Origin of the sequence: Microcystis aeruginosa FD4 (assembly GCF_009792235.1) — a bacterium.
Classification (GTDB): domain Bacteria; phylum Cyanobacteriota; class Cyanobacteriia; order Cyanobacteriales; family Microcystaceae; genus Microcystis; species Microcystis viridis.
Genome location: NZ_CP046973.1, coordinates 3087079 through 3107972 on the forward strand (window position 1 = coordinate 3087079; position 20894 = coordinate 3107972).

Sequence of the window (20894 nt, forward strand, 5' to 3'; positions counted from 1 at the left end):
AATTGGGTTTACTTGCTTTTTTCTTGGGGTAGGGTGATGCCTAACCGTTTTTGTAGGGCTTCAATGACTTCTTCAGCCGATTTCTGCCCAAAGTTTTTGATTTCTAAGAGATCTTCTTGGCTGTAATCGAGGAGGTCGGCTACGGTGTTGATCTGCGCTCGCTTCAGGCAATTGTAGGCGCGCACGGATAATTGTAGTTCCTCGATCGGAATTTGGTTTTCTTGGTTGATCTCTTGGTCGTCAAAGTTACCGGAGGATTCGAGGGCGTTGAGATCCTTGAGCGGGTTAAAGAGATTAACCAGCATATCGGCCGCTTGGGAAAGGGCTTCTTTGGGGTTAATGCTCCCGTTTGTCCAAATTTCTAAGAGCAGACGATCTCTAGCTTGACCGCTTTCGGAACGGATATCTTCGACGCTGTAGTTGACTTTGGTTACGGGCATAAAAATCGAGTCGATTTGCAGAAAGTCTAGCGAAGTGGCTTCTTCTTTACTGCGATCAATCGCCCGATAGCCTTTGCCTTTTTCCACGCGAAATTCCATCTCTAGCTTGGCCCCTTCGGCCAGGGTAGCGACGTACTGATTGCGATCAACTATCTCGACTTCTGAGGGTAAATCGAATTGTGCCGCCACTACCGTCGCCGGTCCAGTTGCCACTAAACGCCCGATCTGGGTTTGATTGGTGTAGCTTTTGAGGATGATTTCTTTCATGTTGAGCATGAGTTCCATCACGTCCTCGCGTACTCCCTGGACGGTGGCAAATTCGTGATTGACTCCCGCGATCCGCAGGGCCGTCACGGCCGCTCCTTCCAGATTGGAAATGAGAATCCGTCTCAGGGCATTACCTACGGTTGTACCTTGGCCTCTTTCTAGAGGTTCTAGTACAAACTTACTGTACTGACTCTGATTCTTGTAAGTTTTTGCTTCTACACACTCGATTTGAAATTGCGCCACCGATTGACCTCCCTTGTTCAGTTATTCAGTTATCAGTTATCAGTTATCAGTTTTCTTTAGCTTTCAGCGTTTAGCGTTCGGCGTTCAGCTTTTTGATCAGATGGTCTTTGACGACCCGATTCTGCTGCTGATGCGCTCAAAGCTAACGGCTGTCGGCCTCAAGAGCCCTGTCACCTGAAAAAGCTGTTCACTGTTTACACTCTCCGGCGTTTGGGAGGACGACAACCATTGTGGGGGATGGGGGTCACGTCCCGGATCAGGGTGATTTCTAATCCTGCTCCTTGCAGGGCCCGGATTGCGGTTTCCCGTCCTGCCCCAGGGCCACTAACCATTACCTCTAGTTGACGCATTCCCTGTTCGATCGCTCGGCGGGCGGCGTTATCGGCGGCGGTTTGGGCGGCGAAGGGGGTTCCTTTTTTGGCTCCTTTAAAACCACTCGATCCCGCCGATGCCCAAGAGATCACATCGCCTTTGGTATCGGCGATCGTGACAATGGTATTGTTGAAGGTCGATTGAATGTGAGCGACTCCGGTAGGAATATTTTTCTTCTGTTTTTTTGGTCCGGTTTTTTTGGTTGGTCGCGCCATAGTTTTTCTTGATTGGGGGATATCGCAATGAATAAAAAATTATTTCTTGGAGGGGGCTTTTTTCTTCCCTGCCACTGTCACCCGACGACCGCGACGGGTCCGCGCATTGGTTCGCGTCCGTTGCCCGCGCACGGGTAATCCTAGCCGATGCCGACGACCCCGATAGGTGCCGATATCGGCGAGGCGTTTGATGTTCATCGCCTCCCAGCGTCTCAAATCCCCCTCGATTTGATAATTTGTTTCGATATAAGTCCGTAGCGCCGCCACGTCTTCATCGCTGAGATCCTTGACCCGAGTGTCAGGGTTAACACCCGTCGCGGATAAGACTTCTTGGGAACGCGATAGACCCACTCCGTAGAGATAGGTCAGGGCGATTTCCACACGCTTATCGCGAGGTAGGTCTACACCAGCTATCCTTGCCACGCTTTTTCTTTCTCCCTATGAACGATTTTTTTCCAAAAACGACTACAATTAACGGTAACGATTCTCTGCCCCAAGACAGTGACTTTGGTGGGTTAACCTTGTCTCTGCTTGTGTTTGGGGTTAGAACAAATTACCATGACTCGACCGCGCCGACGGATGACGCGGCACTTTTCGCACATTTTTTTGACAGACGCTCTAACTTTCATGCCTAACTATTCTGGCAACACTGCAAGCTTATTATTATATCAGATTTCTTTTACCCGTGTCACCTATTTTTTAAAAATAAATTTGGCCGCTTATTAGACTTTTTTGCTTCTCTGCCCCTATTTATCGCTATTTTTTCTGATTTTTCAGGCGATAGGTAATTCTGCCTTTGGTTAGGTCGTAGGGGGTCAGTTCCACTTTGACTCGATCTCCTGGGAGGATTTTGATATAATTACGGCGGATTTTGCCGGATATATGAGCTAAGACGTTGAAACCGTTATCTAAATCCACCCTAAACATGGCGTTGGGCAAAGATTCGGTGACGGTTCCTTCCATTTCGATTAGATCTTGTTTAGACAAAATTAATTCCTCAATTTCACTGGAGACAATTTATTTAATGATTCGGCAGCAGCAACGGGTGCTATTAGCACAGTTCCCCCAGTATAGCTGATCAGATGCGAGTTTTCAGTTCACAGCAAAAAAGCTCCCCATCTTCCCTCTCCCATCTCCTGACTCCACTCCCCACCCCCATCTCCCCACTCCTAGGCAGTATTAAGTAGTAAGATTTAGATAAGTACCTAAGCAAAATTAATTACACATATCTAACCACCTCTTGCCTTTTGCCTTTTGCCTTTTGCCTTTCTTCACTAGGAAATTTATTTTGCACGACTACTTAATAAACATTTTAACATTGCTGTCTTTTCACTGATTACTGATTACTGGGGTGCATCCCACATTTGCAGAAATACCGACAATCAGCAATTATCAGTGACTCTTAAATTAGTACAAAAATATGAACAATCGCGTGTAAGCATCCCACCGAAAAGCTAATGCGCTCCGGGGTTTGGGGGCGGTGCCACGCCCCCAACGGGGGGTTTGGGGGGTTCTACCCCCCAAAAGCTGGGATTGAGTGATAAAACCGAAAGTAACGCCCAATTTTAGGAGAAAGTTTCCCCTGAAAAATCCCAAATTAGTAGATTTACAAAAATGAGATGCACCCGATTACTGTTCACTGTTCACTGAAAAGCTCCCCACTCCCAAGCAGTATTAAGGAGTAATATTTAGATAATCAACAGCTTAACAGTGCTCTCTTTTCACTGATGACTGATTACTGTTCACTGTTCCCTAAAAAGCTGGATTATTCTACGACAATTCGCCATTCATGGAGTTCGTATTCCACACAACCATTCTCGATTAAAGGATCGCGAACTATAATTGCTTGGGCTTCCTCAAGAGAATCGGCCTTAAATAATAACATTCCGCCGCCCCTTTCTGCCCAATAACCAGTTTTTGCTGCTCGTCCTTGGCTAATTAAATCACGCACATAGTCCTTATGGGCGCTGACAGAGCGATCGAAGGTAGCTTTATCAACAATGCCTTTTTCTATCTTGACAAACCAGGGCATAAATTTTCAGTAGGCTAGGACTGATTAACAATCATATAATTATACGGATTAATCTTGGCCGTCGATGGTGCAATGTAAAAACCGTCAACCTCAAGGAATTAGCCCTAGGTTTTGAAGGTCGGGTATTGGTAGAGTCCGATTACAAACGATGACAACGCTTTTTTGGGGACTTCGAGAGAGATTACCCCGAAATAGCCTGCATTGTAGTCCAGTGGCTCAATATCCCTCAACCCTGGGTATTGAGTATTGACCGCACCAATTGGTCATTTGGTAGTCATCACTACAACATCCTCACAGTCGGCATTGTCCATGAAGGGGTAGCGAGGTGGATGCTCAAGAAGAAAAAGGCAACTCGAACAGCGATGAACGGAGGCGTTTCAAGAAACATGGTCGCCGAGCAAAAAGCCTTTTTCGGCTAGGTTTAGACCACCTTCGTCATCTTATTCTCAATCCTTCATTACCTAACTTTTCTCTTTTTCTCCAGTCCTTACATTTTTTGTCCTGTACTTAGTCTGCTAATAAATGAGCTTCTGCTTTGACCTCTATCTTTTTCAGTTTTGACGAGCTTTTTGGACGAGGATTTATCGCTTGTTCTAATCCTTCTTCCACAAATCTTTGTCTGACTCTTTGTATTGTTCTTATACTTAGGGTTGGCTGAATAAATCTAAAAACCTTGTTGGGTAAGACTTTTAGACTTTTTTGACCTCAAAAAGTGCCAACCATTGGAGTGATCGGGGGTAAAATCCCTGGACTTTTTCCCTGAAAATTAGGTAATTGACCCCCTCAAAATCGGTAAAACCCTACACCCCACACCCGTTCGGCAAAAGCCCACGGCCGAAGCCCACACCCCACACCCTACCCCCACGAAAAACTTTTTCAGCAGACCCTACTTACATCCAAGGCTTCACTGATCTGAGGAGCATTCCACCCCCCATTTTCTTGACTAATATCTGCTTTAAGCAAGATACGAGCATGATTGATTTTTCGGGCAGCAGCTTTCCCTTTTTGGGTTAATTCTTGCAGAAAGGCTCGTTCATTCTCTGTTAGGGAGACGATATATTTTTTAGCTGGCATAATTGGACAAATTGGCTTGAATTTACCTAAAATGTCGGATGAATGCCCCGCTACATTTTTCGACAAGATACTCACCTTTGTGGGGGATGAAATCCGATCTCAGATACCAGGGAAAAAGGGGTTTCCTCGGTTCAAAAAACCTAACCGTTCGGTTGAGTACAAACTAACAGGCTACCAACTATCTGATCAGGGACGTAAAATCAAGTTCACCGATGGCTTTAAAGCAGGAGAATTTGATTTATGGTGTAGTCAAAAGACATTAGTTTATTATTCAGAGCAACAGATTAGACGGGTAAGAGTTGTTAGACGTGCTGACGGTTATTATTGCCAGTTTTTGATTGACGTAGAACGGCAAGAATACCATAAACCAACGGGAAAAATAACAGGACTTGACTTAGGGTTAAAGGAATTTTATACCGACGCTCAAGGCAATACTGTAGAGAATCCACGTTATTTAAGCAAGTCAGAAAAACGACTTAAAAAAGCACAACGACGATTATCCAAAAAGTTTCGTCAAGGAAAGAAACAGTTCAAGAAATTCTTAGTCAATGGGAAACCTTACTTTAGAGGTGATCACGATATTAGCTTGAGAAAGTTTCAGGCTTATTTAGGGTTAGGGTATTCTTATCAGATCTCGGGTGATACTTCTGCCAAACAGGACAAGGTTAAAAAGTCGTGGAAGGGTTCCGACTTAATGCGCTCTCACTTGTAGGCTCACGCACTGGTGACTATTTGCCCGAATAAACCCGCTAAAACCGAGATTATTGTCAAGCTTAAGCATTCTTGGCTTAATCCCCGGATTCATATCTATTACGACCACGAAAATGGTCAAAGAATCGAAAAAAAGAAAGAATTACCCAGCTTGAAGGCACTGGGTAAGGATGGTCTCTGTCGCTTGCTATTTTACGAAACTAGGCTTTTGTATCAGCTTTTGACGGACAATTTAGTAAAGTGATAGATCAATGATTGTCACTTGTAATATTTACATTACAATTATGTGACAGAATAGAGATAACGACTCTCAAAGGGACGTTATTTAGGAATGAATCCCGAAAACGATTGATATCCATAGGTTTGCCAGAATGTCCAACGCTAAAAGTTACAAAGATACCGTTAATTTGCCCCAAACTGACTTTGATATGCGGGCAAATGCCAGCAAACGTGAGCCAGAAATTCAGAAATTCTGGCAAGATGAGCAAATATACGAGAAACTAGCGCAAAATAACCCCAAAGAATTATTTATTCTCCACGATGGTCCCCCCTACGCTAACGGGTCCCTGCATATCGGTCATGCTTTAAATAAAATTCTCAAAGACATTATCAATAAATATAAACTGCTGCAAGGCTACAAAGTGCGCTATGTGCCGGGTTGGGATTGTCACGGGTTGCCGATCGAACTGAAGGTTTTACAAAGTCTCAAAAGCTCGGAAAAAGAGGGTCTAACCCCTTTAAAATTACGTCAGAAAGCCCACGATTTTGCCCTTCAAACGCAAAAAGAACAGTGTGAAGGTTTCAAAAGGTATGGAGTCTGGGGAGACTGGGAAAATCCCTATTTAACCCTAAAACCTGAATACGAGGCCGCTCAAATTGCCGTATTCGGAAAAATGGCCCTGAAAGGTTATATTTATCGGGGACTAAAACCGGTTCACTGGAGTCCTAGTTCTCAAACCGCTTTAGCTGAGGCAGAATTAGAATATCCCGAAGGTCACACTTCCCGCAGTGTCTATGTTGCTTTCCCAATTACGTCAGTTTCAACCCCGGTTTTAACGTCATTTTTGCCTAATTTATCCGTGGCTATCTGGACGACTACTCCCTGGACTTTACCCGGGAATTTAGCCGTCGCATTAAATCCAGAATTAAACTATTCAGTGGTAGAAACTAGCGAGTCTAATTATCTAATCGTAGCGACGGATTTAGTCGAAAAATTGGCCGACACTTTTAACACAACTTTGACGATTAAAGCAACGGTTAAAGGTCAGGATTTAGAACATACTAAATATCGTCATCCTTTGTTTGACAGAGAAAGTGCTATTCTCATCGGTGGAGATTATGTCACCACTGATTCCGGCACCGGATTAGTTCATACTGCTCCCGGTCATGGTCAGGAGGATTATATCGTCGGCCAACGTTACGGTTTACCGATACTTTCTCCTGTGGATGATCAGGGAAATTTCACCGCAGAAGCGGGACAATTTGCGGGTTTAAATGTCTTGAAAGATGCTAATGAAGCAATAATTTTAGCACTGACAGAAAAGGGTGCATTACTTAAAGAAGAAGCATATCAGCATAAATATCCCTACGATTGGAGAACCAAAAAACCGACAATTTTCCGCGCAACAGAACAATGGTTTGCTTCCGTGGAAGGATTCCGAGAATTAGCTTTAGAAGCAATTGATTCGGTGCGTTGGATTCCTGCAACGGGTAAGAATCGCATCACTTCTATGGTCAGTGAAAGAAGCGATTGGTGTATCTCTCGTCAGCGCAGTTGGGGGGTTCCTATTCCTGTTTTTTATGACGAAGAAACTAATGAACCTCTGTTAACGGAGGAGACGATTAATCACGTTCAAGCTATCTTCGCAGTCAAGGGTTCTAATGCTTGGTGGGAGTTATCGGTAGAGGAATTGTTACCGACCAGTTATCGCGATAATGGTCGCAGTTATCGCAAGGGAATGGATACTATGGATGTGTGGTTTGATTCTGGTTCTAGTTGGAATGCGGTGGCTAATGCTCGACCAGAATTAAGTTATCCTGCTGATATGTATCTAGAAGGATCGGATCAGCATCGGGGATGGTTTCAATCGAGTTTATTAACCAGTGTGGCTGCTAATGGTATTGCTCCCTATAAAACGGTGTTAACTCACGGTTTTGTTTTGGATGAACAGGGACGAAAAATGAGTAAATCTCTGGGTAATGTAATCGATCCCAATGTGATCATTAATGGGGGTAAAGACCAGAAAAAAGAACCCGCTTATGGGGTGGATGTGATTCGTTTATGGGTGTCCTCGGTGGACTATACCAATGATGTGAATATCGGTCAAAATATTCTCAAACAGTTGGTAGATATCCGTAATAAAATCCGTAATACTGCCAGGTTTTTACTGGGGAGTTTAAATGATTTTGATCCCGTTAAAGATGCGGTAGCTTATCAGGACTTACCAGAGATTGATCGCTATATGTTACATCGTATCTCGGAAGTGTTTACGGAAGTGACGGCAGCTTTTGAAAGTTTCCAATTTTTCCGCTTTTTCCAGACGGTACAGAATTTTTGTGTTGTCGATTTATCTAACTTTTATATCGACATCGCTAAAGATCGTTTATACATTTCTGACCCTAATTCTTTCCGTCGTCGCAGTTGTCAAACAGTTTATGCTATTGCTTTAGAAAATCTTGCTAAAGCGATCGCTCCTGTCCTGTCTCATCTAGCGGAAGATATCTGGCAATTTCTACCCTACAAAACTCCTTATTTATCGGTATTTGAGTCAGGATGGCTAAACATCGATCCTGCTTGGAATAATCGCGAATTAGCCGATAAATGGGCGAAATTCCGGCAGCTACGCACCGAAGTTAATAAGGTGATGGAAACTGCCAGAAATGATAAGGCGATCGGTGCTTCTTTAGAGGCAAAAGTTTTACTTTATGTTCCCGATGAAACCTTAAAACAGGAGTTAGAATTATTCAACAATTGTGATAGTTTAACGGGGAATAAAGTCGATGAATTGCGTTATCTATTCCTCTCTTCTCAAGTGGAATTAGTTAGTGATATTAGCGCGATTCAAACCGCAGAATATAAGGGAGAATCGGACTTTGTTTCGGTGGGAATTGTCAAAGCAGACGGCGAAAAATGCGATCGCTGTTGGAATTATTCCACTCAAGTGGGAAAATTTGCCGATGATCCTACTATTTGTGAGCGTTGTAATGCCGCTTTAAAAGGAGAGTTCTAAGCTGAATTAAAAGGGTGCTTTATTGTTTAATAAAGTACCCTTAGTTGCTTCTACAAACTTAAACTTATGGAAATTCAAAATCAAGAAAAATATGAATGTTAGCGATCTTAAGAAAACTGCCTTGATATATTGGCCAGTTGAATTAGCAGAAAAAGAAAAACTATCTAGTATAATTCCCTTACTAATACGAACTCAAGAAAGTTTTATCAGTATATTACGAATAGCATCTAAAGATCCATTCTCATGGATAACAGCCTTAGATTTATGTGATGAACTTTATCCTAATCTATTTTTAAAACATCTCTGTGTTCTATCTGATATTGGTGGAGAAAATTTAAAAAGATTCTCTTCAGAACTTTCTAGTGATTTTTATTCTAAAGATTTTGAGTTTATATTTCGAGACAAAATTTATCAATACCAGTTTGTTTCTTTGAAAAATAGAGCTACATGGAATAATAAAAATTTGGGATTAGACGGGGAGGGGATATTAAACCCTTGTTCTCTTAGCCAAGAAATCCGAGATGTTATTATGCTAATAATGTTCGGTGGTTTGGCAACCTCTATAAATGTTCCTGATGAAATAGAAGAAAAATGTATTATTGGTGCTATGATAGGTAACATTAGACTTCTGGAAGAATATATTAAGCATCGTTACATCTGGGTTAGTAAAATTACTGGGGGAGCAAAATCGAATAAAATGGGTCAGCTTGCTCAAGAATACATTAGAGAAAAATTGAAAGTATATTTACCTGAGTGGGATTTTTCTAGAAAATCTATACCAGGAATAAGTCAAAATGAGGGTAGAACACTAACCAAATTTGATATAGTGGGAATACCACCTCATGATCAACCACCTTACTGGGGTATTGAAGTATCATTTCAATTTACTACTAACAGTGTTGTAGAAAGGAAAGGAAAATTGGCTAGAGATAGACGAGAAATTTTAAACAGACAGCACCATAAAGTTGCTTATGTAGTTGATGGAGCGGGAAATTTTGACAGAAGTTCTTTTATACAAGACTTAATTGATTTTAGTGACTGTGTTGTTAACTTTAGTGAAAATGATCTTAAGCGTTTAGCTAAAACTATGGAGGATTCAATTAAAAATGAGCCACAAAAGTGAAAATTGTCTGCCACTAAAAGTTATTGAAATACAGCCTTCTGCGTTAGAAGATAATTATCAAACTATAGGCAAAAACTCTAATGTCTATTTTCTTCATCTTCCGACTATTAAACAATGTAAACTCAAAAAAATATCTAATCTTAAAGATTACCTAATTAGTTTTGCAAATGAATTAGATGATAAAAGTGTATTGTGTATCTTGTCCAATGCAGAAATTGCCTGTCAAGTCATATCGTTTTTAGAAAAATCTACATATTTCAAGCTATGGGTTGCTATCAAAAGAAGTCAAGCATTAATGGATGAGAGCTATATGTTAGATAACCATGTGTCTTTGACGATGTTTACTAAATACCGTTCACCTTTAAAGCATAATAAAACTTTAATTCAGTATTCTTATTGTCCCTCTTGTAATAAAACGACAAAAGATTATGGAGGTAAAAAACATTTATATAGTCCATTTGGAACATTAATGTCAGATGTGTGGAGGGACATAAGTTATTCTCATCAAAAAATACCTCAAGATATTCTTGAAAGAATAAAGGATCTTTTTGGTTTAGAACCATATCAATTTGTGTACTATATAGATCTACAAAATTATTTTGCCACCATCGACAATAATCAAAAAATAAAACCTATAGAAAATACAACTAATAATGTCATATACAAACAACCAAGTAATTTGATTAAAAGCAATCTACTAATTAATGATGATTGCTTAAATTATCTACGATTATTACCCAATAATTCAATAGATTTTATTTTTGCAGATCCTCCCTACAATATCCAAAAAAAATATGATATATGGAATGATTGTCAGGATAATAATCAATATATAAAGTGGTGTATTGAATGGGTAAATGAACTGGCTAGAGTATTAAAGAATGGAAAAACTCTAGCACTCCTCAATATTCCTATATACCTGGCTAAATACTATGAATTTAGTCAAGGAGTTTTAGAATTTCAAAATTGGATAGTTTGGGAAAGTCTTAGTCTTCCTGTGAGACAAATAATGCCTTCACATTATGGTATTTTGTGCCTAAGTAAAGGTGAACCAGAAATTAAAAAAATTAGCAATGAAAGTATTTATGATTATAATTTTTCTTTAAAAGAATGGTATTGTATTAGAGATCAATGTATCAAAAAAAGAAATAAAGATAAAACCGTAGATAGAGAACCGTTAACTAATATATGGTGGGACATTCATAGACTCAAGCATAATTCAAAACGTGTAGATCACCCATGTCAACTACCTCCAACACTAATGAAACGTATTCTCACTATATTTACCGAGGAAAATGATGTAGTATTAGACCCCTTTAATGGCTCTGGTACAACTACTCTTGTTGCCTCTATCATGAACAGACGATACATTGGCATTGAAATTTCTGAACAATATCATTATTTAGCTGAACAAAGACATATAGAGTTAGAAAATGGTCTTGATCCATTTGCTAAAAGAGATATTATTCCTCAGGCTAAAAATAGTAGAGTTAATCGTATTAAAAAACAAAAATATGATGTTTCTAAAAAAACTTTACAGCTAGAAGTGAGAGATATAGCGCTAAAAATAGGGCGAAAACCAACCAGAGAAGATATAGAAAAGTACAGCCAATACCCTTTCAGATACTTTAACGAATATTTTGCTGATTGGGGAGAAGTTTGTAGTGCTGTCGGTGATAAGGGTATGCAAGAAAACAAGGACATAGATAACTATCCAGACTTTAAGCAGCTTGAGCTACCATTTGAGTGATTCTTAATGAAGAATTGCAACGTCATAAATGTTGACTTATTTCTCAGATGATCGCTTAGTCAAAATTAAACCCCCGATCAGCGAAAATTAACTGTAAGCGATCGAAAAACTGGGAAAATATTCAATTGATTCAATGTCATCTTTTTTAACTATGCTGCCCATGAATAATCAGGTCATCCGTACTGATAAAGCCCCAGCCCCTGTGGGTCCCTATAATCAAGCGATCGCTGCTACTGGTCCTTTTCTCTTTGTTGCGGGACAAATTCCCCTAGATCCCGTCACGGGTGAAATCGTCTCCGGGGAAATTAGCGCCCAAACCGAACAAGTCATGGCCAATCTAGAGGGCATTTTAACCGCCGCGGGAGCCAATTGGTCAAATGTGGTCAAAACTACCGTCTTTCTCTCGGATTTAGCCAATTTCGGGGCGATGAATCAAGTTTATGCCCGTTATTTCCCCCCAGAAACTGCCCCGGCCCGGGCCTGTGTGGAAGTGGCCCGTCTTCCCAAAGATGTCCTAGTAGAAATAGAATGTATTGCCGTTTTAGCCTAAAAATTAAGGTGGGCATTGCCCACCCTAGTTCAATCTCTCTCTAGACCACCAAAGCTTCTAGAATCGTCTTATTGTAGATAATTCGCCCTACAGTAGTACGCACATACTGAGAAATTATCTGACCATCCTTCTCCCGGGTTTTGCGTTCCCGATAATATTTCCAGATGCTGCCATCGGGGAGAGTTTCCGTTTCCAGGACTTCCTCATCTGGTTTATTAGTTTTCACCTTTTCTCCGACGGGTAAACGCAACCACACAGAAGCGTGTAGATCCACCAATCCCTGATCAAAAGCGCGAATAGCGTCATCCATGCTGGCGAAATAACGACCCCCACCCTTTTGGGCCTTGGGATTTTCGGCCGTGAGATAATAACAACCCAAAACCATATCCTGAGAAGGGGCAACAATCGGGCGACCAGTCGCCGGTGAGAGAATATTATGACAGGCCAACATCAACAAACGCGCTTCCGATTGTGCTTCCAGAGACAGGGGAATATGTACGGCCATTTGGTCCCCGTCAAAGTCAGCGTTAAAAGCGGGACAGACGAGGGGATGTAACTGAATCGCCCGGCCCTCCACTAAGATCGGTTCAAACGCTTGAATGCCCAAACGGTGCAGGGTGGGGGCGCGGTTTAACATCACCGGGTGTCCTGTGATTACTTCATCCAAGACGTGCCAAACATTGGCATCCCCCCGTTGGATCATTTTCTTGGCTGCCTTGATATTATTGACGATGCCTAATTTAATTAAACGATGGATAACGAAGGGTTGGAACAATTCGATCGCCATTTCCCTGGGTAAACCGCATTGATAGATCTTCAATTTCGGACCGACAACGATAACCGAACGTCCCGAATAGTCCACCCGTTTACCGAGGAGATTTTGACGGAAACGCCCCTGTTTACCCTCGATAATATCCGATAAAGACTTCAGGGCGCGATTATTGGCCCCCACCACCGTGCGACCACGACGACCGTTATCAATTAAAGCATCGACGGCCTCCTGTAACATCCGTTTTTCGTTGCGGACGATAATTTCGGGGGCGAGAATTTCTTGCAGACGGGATAAACGGTTATTGCGGTTAATCACCCGACGGTAGAGATCGTTCAGGTCAGAGGTGGCAAAACGGCCGCCGTCCAACTGCACCATGGGGCGTAAATCGGGGGGAATCACGGGAATTACGCTTAAAACCATCCATTCTGCCTGAGAACCCGTGGCGATAAAGTTATCGATTACCCGGAGACGTTTAATTAATTTTGCCCGTTTTTGCCCCTTACTTTCGACAATTTCCGTCCGCAGTCTTTCCGCTTCTTCTTCCAGGTTAATTTCCTGTAAGAGTCTTTGGATAGCCTCGGCCCCAATACCCACTTCAATGCCGACTAATTCCGAATCCTCCGCGTAGATTTCTTCTTCGATCTCTAACCATTGATCTTCGCTGAGGAGTTGTTTATAACTAAGATTGCCGGCATTACCCGGATCGAGAACCACATAGGCATTAAAATAGACGATTTGCTCCACGTCCCGCAGGGGCATATCGAGCAGGATACTGAGATAACTGGGAATACCTTTGAGATACCAAACGTGGGTGACGGGGGCAGCTAATTTGATAAAACCCATGCGATGACGACGTACCCGGGACTCGGTGACTTCCACCCCGCAACGTTCACAGACAATTCCCCGGTGACGGACGCGTTTGTATTTACCACACCAACATTCCCAGTCTTTCGAGGGGCCAAAAATTTTCTCGCAGAATAACCCATCCATTTCCGGTTTGAGAGTCCGATAGTTGATCGTTTCTGGTTTGGTTACTTCTCCGACGACTTGACCGTTAGGCAGGTTTCTTTCTCCCCATTGCCGAATTCTTTCGGGGGACGCTAAACCGATTTTGACGTAATCAAATCTTTGATCTGTTGGAGTCTTCATTCTGAATCTTTTACTATGGGTAATGATCTGGGATAAGCGATCGCTCTCGCGTTCTCGATGCCCCGATGACAACTATTGGGCAGAAACGACAGTTAACTCAGTCACTTTTTCTTGGGGTCAAGCTGGCCCGACCGAGTCCGGGACATTACATTATACAATTTTTCTAGTTCGATCGACCATTAAGTGATATTTTCCCAGATGGTGATGCTGCCGTCGGCCGCGGCCGCCGCTAGGTGGCAATAATCGGGGCTGAGAACTAAACTGGAGATGGGCGATGATCGCCCATCGGCGGCGCTGAGAGTTGCGATCGCCTGTTGATAATTGGCTAACCAGATTTTAATCTCTCCGTCGGTTCCCCCGGTAAATAACCATTGACCCTCCTCTCCGAATAGCAAGCTTGTCACCTGACCATTATGGGCATTGATCACCCTAATTGGCGCAAAATGACCGCTTTTCTCGCAGTCGTATCGCCAGATTTTCACCGTCCCATCCACACAACCAGCGGCAATAATCTGACTATCGGCAGCGATCGCCAGACTCTGCACCGAAGAAACGTTACCAGATAAGACGGCGATTTTTGCTCCCGATCCCAATTGCCAGAGGGTGACAGTGCCATCACCCCCGGCCGCGGCAATAAAATCTTGATTAGGAGCCACTGCTAGGGCATAAATTGCCCCTAGACTGTCATAGGAGCTAAATGCTTCGTTTTCCTGCTCTAAATTCCACTGTTTTAGGGTTTGATCGTAACTACCGCTAACCAAAAAATGCCAACGGGGGGCAAAATCCAGGCCATGAATCGAACCGAGATGACCGAGGAAAATTTGATTTAATTCCAGACTACTGGCATCGCCGGCTAAAGTCCATAATTTAACGGTTTGATCGAATCCTCCCGTCGCTAGATGATAATCGCCGTTTCCGGTGACTGCTAGGGCTAAAATGCCCTGATCGTGAGCTTCAACCGTATTAATCAGGGTTCCTCTCGCAAAATCCCAGATTTTTAGGGTACGATCCCAACTAACGCTAATTAAAAACCGTTGATCGTCGGTAATTGCGATCGCTGTAATCATTTCCCGATGGGCGGTCAGACGGCGATAATAGTGCCAATGGGGTATATCGACGGGGGGGGAAGTGGGAGTTAAATTAAGGGCGGGTAGGGTGATTTGTGGCTCATTTTCCGCTTTTGTTGCGCTAATATCCGCCGATTCTTCGTTAATCGGCAAAATCTCTCTGTGTAAGCGACCGTAGGATTTTTCTAGATGTTCGATGCGTTCCAGGAGAAGGTTACGGTTGATATATTGAATAATTTGATTGTAGGACTGTTCGAGGGCGAGAATATTCTCCTCTAATTCTGCGACCGCATGGGCGTTATCCCTGGCCACCGCGGGACTCAGGGACTGTATTTGTGCTGATAAAGCTTCTTTTTCTTCTTCCCACTGACTCTGTAATTGACCGGTCATCTCAGTTAAGCGTTGACGTTGCAGGGTTCTTTCTCGGAGACGATTGAGAATATTCAACCCGAAAGTCACAACTAGGAGGAACAAAGGCAAAAACCCCGCACCCATGGCCATAAGGGTAAGCAGGGTTAATCCTAGGGCGATATATTCCGCTAATTCTAGCCAATGGGGGCGATGGTCGGTCATTTTGCAGTTACCGGTAAAGGAATTTTGATCATCTCCTGATTTCAGACTCATGCTAACGCTAATTGCTGCCTTGGGATTGACTAAAATTAATTTTTAAGCAGCAGTTAAGACCTTTTCCTTAGTTTCTATCGGTGCGGTTAAAGCGGATTCTAAATCAGCCTTCCCTAGTCTTGCTTCCAAAATTTTCAGCACTTCTCGTCCAAAATCATCGGGATTTTGTCGCCATGCTTGCAGACAAACTTCGCCAAAGAATGACCCCAAAGGTTCAGGATTCCAGAGCAGTTTTTTGGCTGTCCAGGGCATTAAACTCATGGGATCGTAGTCGGGTTTAATAATTTCTTTTTTGAGGGCGTATTCTTCTAGATGGGTGTGGGGTTGTAGTCCGATAAAAAAGATGGCTGGTTCCACTTTATCGACTCCAAAAATATTTTCTAATTCTCGATGATAGGCGATGGTTTGACGAATAGTTTCCAGGGTTTCATCAATGACATTAAAGGAATAATTTACTGAAACCAGATCATTAAAACCCGCCGCTTTTAAGTCTCGACAATTTTGCAGAACTGTCCGCAAATTATAGCCCATACGCATTTTACGGACTAATTCCTGAGAGCCACTGGTGATACCAATTTCAAAGTAGTTCATGCCTGTTTTTACCATTAAATCGCACAATTTCGGGGTGAGATTATCGGCACGAATATAGGCAGCCCAACGGATATCTTTCATCCCAGCGGCGAGGATTTTTTCTAATAGTTCCTCTGCCTCGTCGATAAATTTTCGGGCGGGGATAAATTGGGCATCGGTAAACCAGAAATTGCGAATGCCGCGGTCGTATAATTGGCGAATTTCCTTAACTACTTCCTCGGCGGGATTAATGCGTACTTGTTTCCCTTCGACGACGGTATAGATGCAGTAGCAGCAGTTATGGGGACAGCCGCGCTTGGTTTGTACCCCGATATAAAAGTCGTTTTCTTGGAAATAGTAGGAAAATTCCGGCCAAATACTGGCGATGTAGTCGTAGTTACAAGCGGATTTTTCTAACGGGGTGGGGGATTCGTGGATTAAACGCGGCCTAGGTGTGGTTTCTCCGACGACATAACAACGTTCATCGCTAAAGTCGCGGCCGGAGAGGAATTTTTCTAGCAGGGTTTCCCCTTCTCCCACTGATACAATTGTTCCTGTGGGCAGTTTGGTTTTTAGTTGTTCGTAGAAAACACTGACGGCACCACCTCCGACGATAACTCGCGCTTCGGAGTGGTATTTTCTGGCCCGCTGCAACCCTCGGCGAATTAGTCCCTGATTGCGCCATAATTCGCCGTAGTAGGCGGTTGTCACCTTTAAACCTCCTAAAGCACCTCGCAGCTTGATTAGGGGGTTTTTAGCGTAGTAAAATTCAAAGGCGTTTTGCAGGGGATTGCCACCGCGACCACCGACGGGGGCATATATTTGAATATCGCGCCAAGAGAATACTAGCAGGGTAGGCCGAAATTCGTCAACACAGCGATCGAGGGCTTGGTTAAAGTCTAAGGGGGGGACGGTACCAAGGTCAAAAATCCTTTGTTCGATGTCGGGGAATAGTTTATGAACGTGGTCGGAAAGGTAAACGACACCGATAGGGAAAATGGGGTTACAGGGGAGTCTAACGTAGAGGATGCGTTGCGCTTGCGGTTGAGTCATGAGATTTCTGAATGGGACAGGGACGCATTCTGAGTCATCTTAACATAACTTAACTTTGTCTGGCTTGTCTGGCAGAGGTTAAACTTCAAATTCGGCCTTGAACCAGTAAAACTTTCTAGGAAATAAGGTTGAACATGAGATTTTTTCGACTTGTTCAAAGTGGCCGTCGGGCATTCGGACAATCAAACCGGACGGGTCGGAAAGCGTAAGACTACCGCTAAGGTAGCGGCATCCTGGGTCGCGTCAACCCCGTTGACGCGACTACCCTAAAAAGGTAGCGTGGCCAGGAATCACCGTCCGTTGACGGCGGTGAGGATGTCAAACAAAACAACGTGCGATTACCCTGCTTGTAAATATCGATAAATTTGCTCGGTTTTTTCTGCTAGTCGTTGCCAAGTGAATTTTTCTTCTACTTTTCTTTGACCAGCCATTCCGAGACTAGCGGCTAAATTATTAGCTAATAATACCTGACAAATTGTCTCTGCTATGGCTTGAGATTCTTGGGGTACTAAAAAGCCATCAACCCCTTGAGAAATCACCTCAGCAACCGCAGGAATATCACAACCGATAACGGGTTTAGCAAAACTCCAGGCTTCTGTATAGACTCCTCCAAAACTTTCTTGGGTTGAAGGCACACAGAGGAGAGTACAAGCAGCTAAAGCGTCGGTTTTGGTCTGTAAATCCACACTACCTAAACGAATAATTCTAGGGTCTTGATATCGAGCGTAAATCTGTTCAGAATTGCCCAGGCGTGGACCGACAAAAACAAATTTCGTTTCGGGGATTTTTTGCCAAATTTGACTAGCTGCTTGCAGGAGTTGCTGATAACCTTTGTAGGGATAGTGTTGCCCCAAAAAAAGTACCATCGGTTCATTGATTTGATAACGTTGTTTAAAATCTTCGGGATAGGCATTAGCGGCAAGAATTGGACCGACTCCAGTGGTATGAATTTTGTCTTCTTTTACTCCTAATTGAATCAGGATTTGTTTTTCGCTATTGGTTAGGGTAATCACCGCATCAGCTAATTGATAAAGTTTAATATATTCTCGATAGCGCCATCCCAACCACCGGGGATGATGCACAGGGGTGAAAACGAAGGGAATATCTAGTTTTTTAGCGAGATTATAGGAAGCGTAACTGAGTCCCTCGCGACCAATTCTGACGTTATGAATTAAATCTTTATCTTGAGCATAATTAGTTAAATAACTCTCTAAAATATCGGCAATTTTGGGCAGAGCAAGAGACATTAAGGGATAATATATAGACAGATAAGGCAACAGTTTAAGTTTATCCTGAAGACTGATGCCAATTTGATGAACTGGAATATGATCGATTGTATAATTTTGACTTTTTTGGGGTGCTTTAAGGGTAGTTCCTAGCAGCCAATCCGTGCGATTTTGGTTCCAATGGGTAATAACTTGAATTGGGTGTTTTTGGTGCAGTTTTTGGGCTAAAAGATGTTGATGCAGTTGCGCTCCACCGATGGCGGGGGGGTAGGCTGTTAAGGTGTAAAGTAGTTTCATATAAGTTTAATTAAGACTGTCTGCTGTGGTTTTTAACCAGAGGATAAAACTATTAATATCTTTGCGGAAAAAAGAGCCGTAGAAGCGCAGAAAAATAAAAAACATAAAGCGGAAAAAGAAGCCAAGCTAGAAGTTTTAAAGCGAAGTAAATATAGCCTGTTAAAAAATGAAGAAGATTTAACGGAACCCCAAAAAATCAAACTAGAAGCTATCAAAAAAACTTGGCCAAATTTGAAAGAGATGCACGAATTAAAGGAAGAATTCAGAAAGATTTACGAAACCTCAAAGAATCCGACAGAAGGACTGCTATCCATCTCGGAATGGTTGGCAAAATCCTCCAGTGTTTTTACCAAGAGTTTTCAAACAATCCGAAACTGGTTTGGAGAAATCATTAGTTATTTTGAGCGAAGAACAACGAATGGGGTGGTCGAGGGAATCAACAATAAACTTAAACTAATAAAAAGAAGAGGCTATGGCTTTAGAAACTTTTGTAATTTTTGGGTTAGAAGTATCTTGTCTTGGCATCTTGTATGTTGATTTAGCATAAAGAGTAACGAAGAGCCTTTGATCGTTTCCTTGCTTTCGTGGTTATTTGTTGACACTCCCTTCGCACTAAGCGCTTCGGGATTCTTGGTTCCGCTGAGTTTCCTTAACCTGACAGGACCTATCCAATCAAGTCAGAGGGAATCTCTCCCCAAGTGTATCAGTTTCTGTGTGTCCCACCGTACTTAGTCCCCTTTTCAGAATGTTGATAGCGGCGTTAATATCTCTATCTTCTACATAGCCACAGTGAGGACAAATAGGGGTTCTTGTGGATAGAGATTTAGGGACTTTTTGACCACAATTAGAGCAATTTTGACTCGTGTTATGGGATGGTATGGCTACGGTAGCCTTACCATATTTAAAGCCAAAATATTCTAACCGTTGTCGAAAAGTTAACACTGAGCTTTGTCGAAGTGTTGACCAAGCCACATCATTAATAGATTTAGCTAGTTTAGAGTTTTTTACCATGCCTTGAATATTTAAGTTGACCTGAGCGATGAAATCGTTAGATTTAATGACGCGCCATGCCTCTTTTGAGGGCATTGCCTCTACGTTGCCTACTTATTCTTAAATGTTTTCTAGCAGCTCTCTTTCTGTCCCTTTGGTAGTTGTTTGATTGGGGTTGACCTTTTCTAAACTTTTGGGATTTCTTCCGATTCAAACGGCTTAATCTTTTTTCCGCCTGGCGATAGTATTGCCGTATTTCTACTGTTTCCCCATCACTATTAGCGTAGAAAACTTTTAAACCTACATCCAATCCTACACATCTTTTAGTTGGTTCTAGGGGTTTAGCATATTCCCGAATATCAACGCTTAGGCAAAATTGGACATAATAACCATCTGCTCGTTTAACAATCCTAACTCGTTTAATTTGGTCAATAGGGTAAAAGTTTAGGTCTCTAGTTCCTTTTAGTTTAACCGTGCCAATGTTTTTCTTATCTGTGAAAGTAATTTTTTTTCTATCCTCCGATAGTTGACCTCCACAGTTTTTATATTCCACAGAACGATTATTTTTCTGAAATTTGGGATAACCTTTTTTACCTTTTATTTTTTTTCTTACAATTATCATAGAAACGAGCAATAGCTGACCAGTCCCGTTCTGCTGATGCTTGTCTAGCAGTAGAATTTAAAGCATCGACAAACTTGAAATGTTGGGCGAGAACTGCTCAATATTTATTGAGAGAATATTTATCGATTTTGTCTTCTCTCTTGGCATCCATCCAAAGCCTTAATGCTTTGTTTCTGATGAATTGTACTGTACGAATAGCTTCATCGATGGCAGAACACTGACTTGGTTTGACCACGGCTTTCATTTCTAAGACAATCATTGTTTATCGACCTCAAACAACTTCTTTTAAGTTAACCTGTACAGCACAGATTGTCAAGATTTTAGTTGACATTGAGCCTTTACATTGAGCCTGTCGAAATGTGTCGAAGTGTGGCCACTGAGCTTTTACATTGAGCCTGTCGAAATGTGTCGAAGTGTGGCCACCGAAGCTCTGTCGAAGTGTCGTGCTTTCATCCCGTCGCTAAAAGCGAGGGTCTTGACTCCGACATTTGAGATAAACACTTTCTTAAGAATTAAC

Annotated in this window: 16 protein-coding genes and 5 pseudogenes; 8 read left to right on the forward strand and 13 right to left on the reverse strand. The window is 42.4% G+C overall.

What is annotated here, in order from left to right; genetic code table 11:
* Positions 1-8 precede the first annotated feature (8 nt).
* From GQR42_RS15610 to GQR42_RS15635, 6 genes are all read right to left on the reverse strand, one after another.
* Positions 9-950, reverse strand: a complete 942-nt coding sequence (locus GQR42_RS15610) for a DNA-directed RNA polymerase subunit alpha (RefSeq protein WP_158200657.1) — start codon at positions 948-950, stop codon at positions 9-11.
* 194 nt (positions 951-1144) lie between these two features.
* Positions 1145-1537: a 30S ribosomal protein S11 gene (gene rpsK, locus GQR42_RS15615; RefSeq protein ID WP_002735413.1), complete on the reverse strand. Its 393-nt coding sequence runs from the start codon at positions 1535-1537 to the stop codon at positions 1145-1147.
* Positions 1538-1576: 39 nt separating this feature from the next.
* A complete protein-coding gene (gene rpsM / locus GQR42_RS15620) occupies positions 1577-1960 on the reverse strand; it encodes a 30S ribosomal protein S13 (RefSeq protein WP_002735415.1) in 384 nt (127 codons plus the stop codon).
* Between the two features lie 92 nt (positions 1961-2052).
* A complete protein-coding gene (rpmJ, locus tag GQR42_RS15625; RefSeq protein ID WP_012593611.1) occupies positions 2053-2166 on the reverse strand; it encodes a 50S ribosomal protein L36 in 114 nt (37 codons plus the stop codon).
* Between the two features lie 127 nt (positions 2167-2293).
* Entirely contained in the window at positions 2294-2524 is a 231-nt protein-coding gene (infA, locus tag GQR42_RS15630) for a translation initiation factor IF-1 (protein WP_002737109.1), read from the reverse strand.
* Between the two features lie 778 nt (positions 2525-3302).
* Complete coding sequence (locus GQR42_RS15635) at positions 3303-3569, reverse strand: YciI family protein (RefSeq protein ID WP_158200658.1); 267 nt, start codon at positions 3567-3569, stop codon at positions 3303-3305.
* A 74-nt stretch (positions 3570-3643) separates the two neighbouring features.
* On the opposite strand from GQR42_RS15635, the pseudogene GQR42_RS28840 reads away from it, so the two are divergent.
* Positions 3644-3948: pseudogene (locus GQR42_RS28840) on the forward strand (IS4 family transposase); the annotation flags it as partial.
* A 134-nt stretch (positions 3949-4082) separates the two neighbouring features.
* On the opposite strand, the pseudogene GQR42_RS28845 reads toward GQR42_RS28840, so the two are convergent.
* Positions 4083-4217: pseudogene (locus GQR42_RS28845) on the reverse strand (IS630 family transposase); the annotation flags it as partial.
* 228 nt (positions 4218-4445) lie between these two features.
* Positions 4446-4643, reverse strand: a complete 198-nt coding sequence (locus GQR42_RS15640) for a hypothetical protein (protein ID WP_158200659.1) — start codon at positions 4641-4643, stop codon at positions 4446-4448.
* Between the two features lie 97 nt (positions 4644-4740).
* Here GQR42_RS15640 and GQR42_RS15645 point away from each other — a divergent pair.
* The 6 genes and pseudogenes from GQR42_RS15645 to GQR42_RS15670 all read left to right on the forward strand — a co-directional run.
* Positions 4741-5184: pseudogene (locus GQR42_RS15645) on the forward strand (transposase); the annotation flags it as partial.
* 183 nt (positions 5185-5367) lie between these two features.
* Positions 5368-5598 (forward strand): hypothetical protein, encoded by a 231-nt coding sequence (locus GQR42_RS15650; protein ID WP_233271026.1) that lies wholly within the window; start codon positions 5368-5370, stop codon positions 5596-5598.
* 127 nt (positions 5599-5725) lie between these two features.
* Positions 5726-8584, forward strand: a complete 2859-nt coding sequence (ileS, locus tag GQR42_RS15655; protein WP_158200660.1) for an isoleucine--tRNA ligase — start codon at positions 5726-5728, stop codon at positions 8582-8584.
* 91 nt (positions 8585-8675) lie between these two features.
* Entirely contained in the window at positions 8676-9707 is a 1032-nt protein-coding gene (locus tag GQR42_RS15660) for a hypothetical protein (protein ID WP_024970175.1), read from the forward strand.
* The gene (locus GQR42_RS15665) at positions 9691-11457 is read left to right on the forward strand and encodes a DNA methyltransferase (RefSeq protein WP_158200661.1); all 1767 of its coding nucleotides are present in this window, start codon (positions 9691-9693) and stop codon (positions 11455-11457) included. The genes GQR42_RS15660 and GQR42_RS15665 overlap by 17 nt, the downstream gene beginning before the upstream one ends.
* 133 nt (positions 11458-11590) lie before the next feature.
* Complete coding sequence (locus GQR42_RS15670) at positions 11591-12007, forward strand: RidA family protein (RefSeq protein ID WP_233271027.1); 417 nt, start codon at positions 11591-11593, stop codon at positions 12005-12007.
* Between the two features lie 40 nt (positions 12008-12047).
* On the opposite strand, the gene GQR42_RS15675 is transcribed toward GQR42_RS15670, so the two are convergent.
* The 4 genes from GQR42_RS15675 to GQR42_RS15690 all read right to left on the reverse strand — a co-directional run bounded on the left by GQR42_RS15675 (position 12048) and on the right by GQR42_RS15690 (position 18765).
* Positions 12048-13928 (reverse strand): DNA-directed RNA polymerase subunit gamma, encoded by a 1881-nt coding sequence (locus tag GQR42_RS15675; RefSeq protein ID WP_158200662.1) that lies wholly within the window; start codon positions 13926-13928, stop codon positions 12048-12050.
* Between the two features lie 179 nt (positions 13929-14107).
* Positions 14108-15619, reverse strand: coding sequence for a WD40 repeat domain-containing protein (locus tag GQR42_RS15680; protein ID WP_158200663.1), 1512 nt, complete (start codon positions 15617-15619; stop codon positions 14108-14110).
* 42 nt (positions 15620-15661) lie between these two features.
* Positions 15662-17242: a photosystem II high light acclimation radical SAM protein gene (locus tag GQR42_RS15685; protein ID WP_158200664.1), complete on the reverse strand. Its 1581-nt coding sequence runs from the start codon at positions 17240-17242 to the stop codon at positions 15662-15664.
* Between the two features lie 338 nt (positions 17243-17580).
* A complete protein-coding gene (locus GQR42_RS15690; protein ID WP_158200665.1) occupies positions 17581-18765 on the reverse strand; it encodes a glycosyltransferase family 4 protein in 1185 nt (394 codons plus the stop codon).
* A 63-nt stretch (positions 18766-18828) separates the two neighbouring features.
* Between GQR42_RS15690 and GQR42_RS15695 the strand changes: the two are divergent.
* Positions 18829-19302 (forward strand): annotated as a pseudogene (locus tag GQR42_RS15695) (ISL3 family transposase); the annotation flags it as partial.
* A 135-nt stretch (positions 19303-19437) separates the two neighbouring features.
* Here the strand turns inward: GQR42_RS15695 and GQR42_RS30045 are convergent.
* A pseudogene (locus GQR42_RS30045) lies at positions 19438-20636 on the reverse strand (RNA-guided endonuclease InsQ/TnpB family protein).
* Positions 20637-20894: the final 258 nt, after the last annotated feature.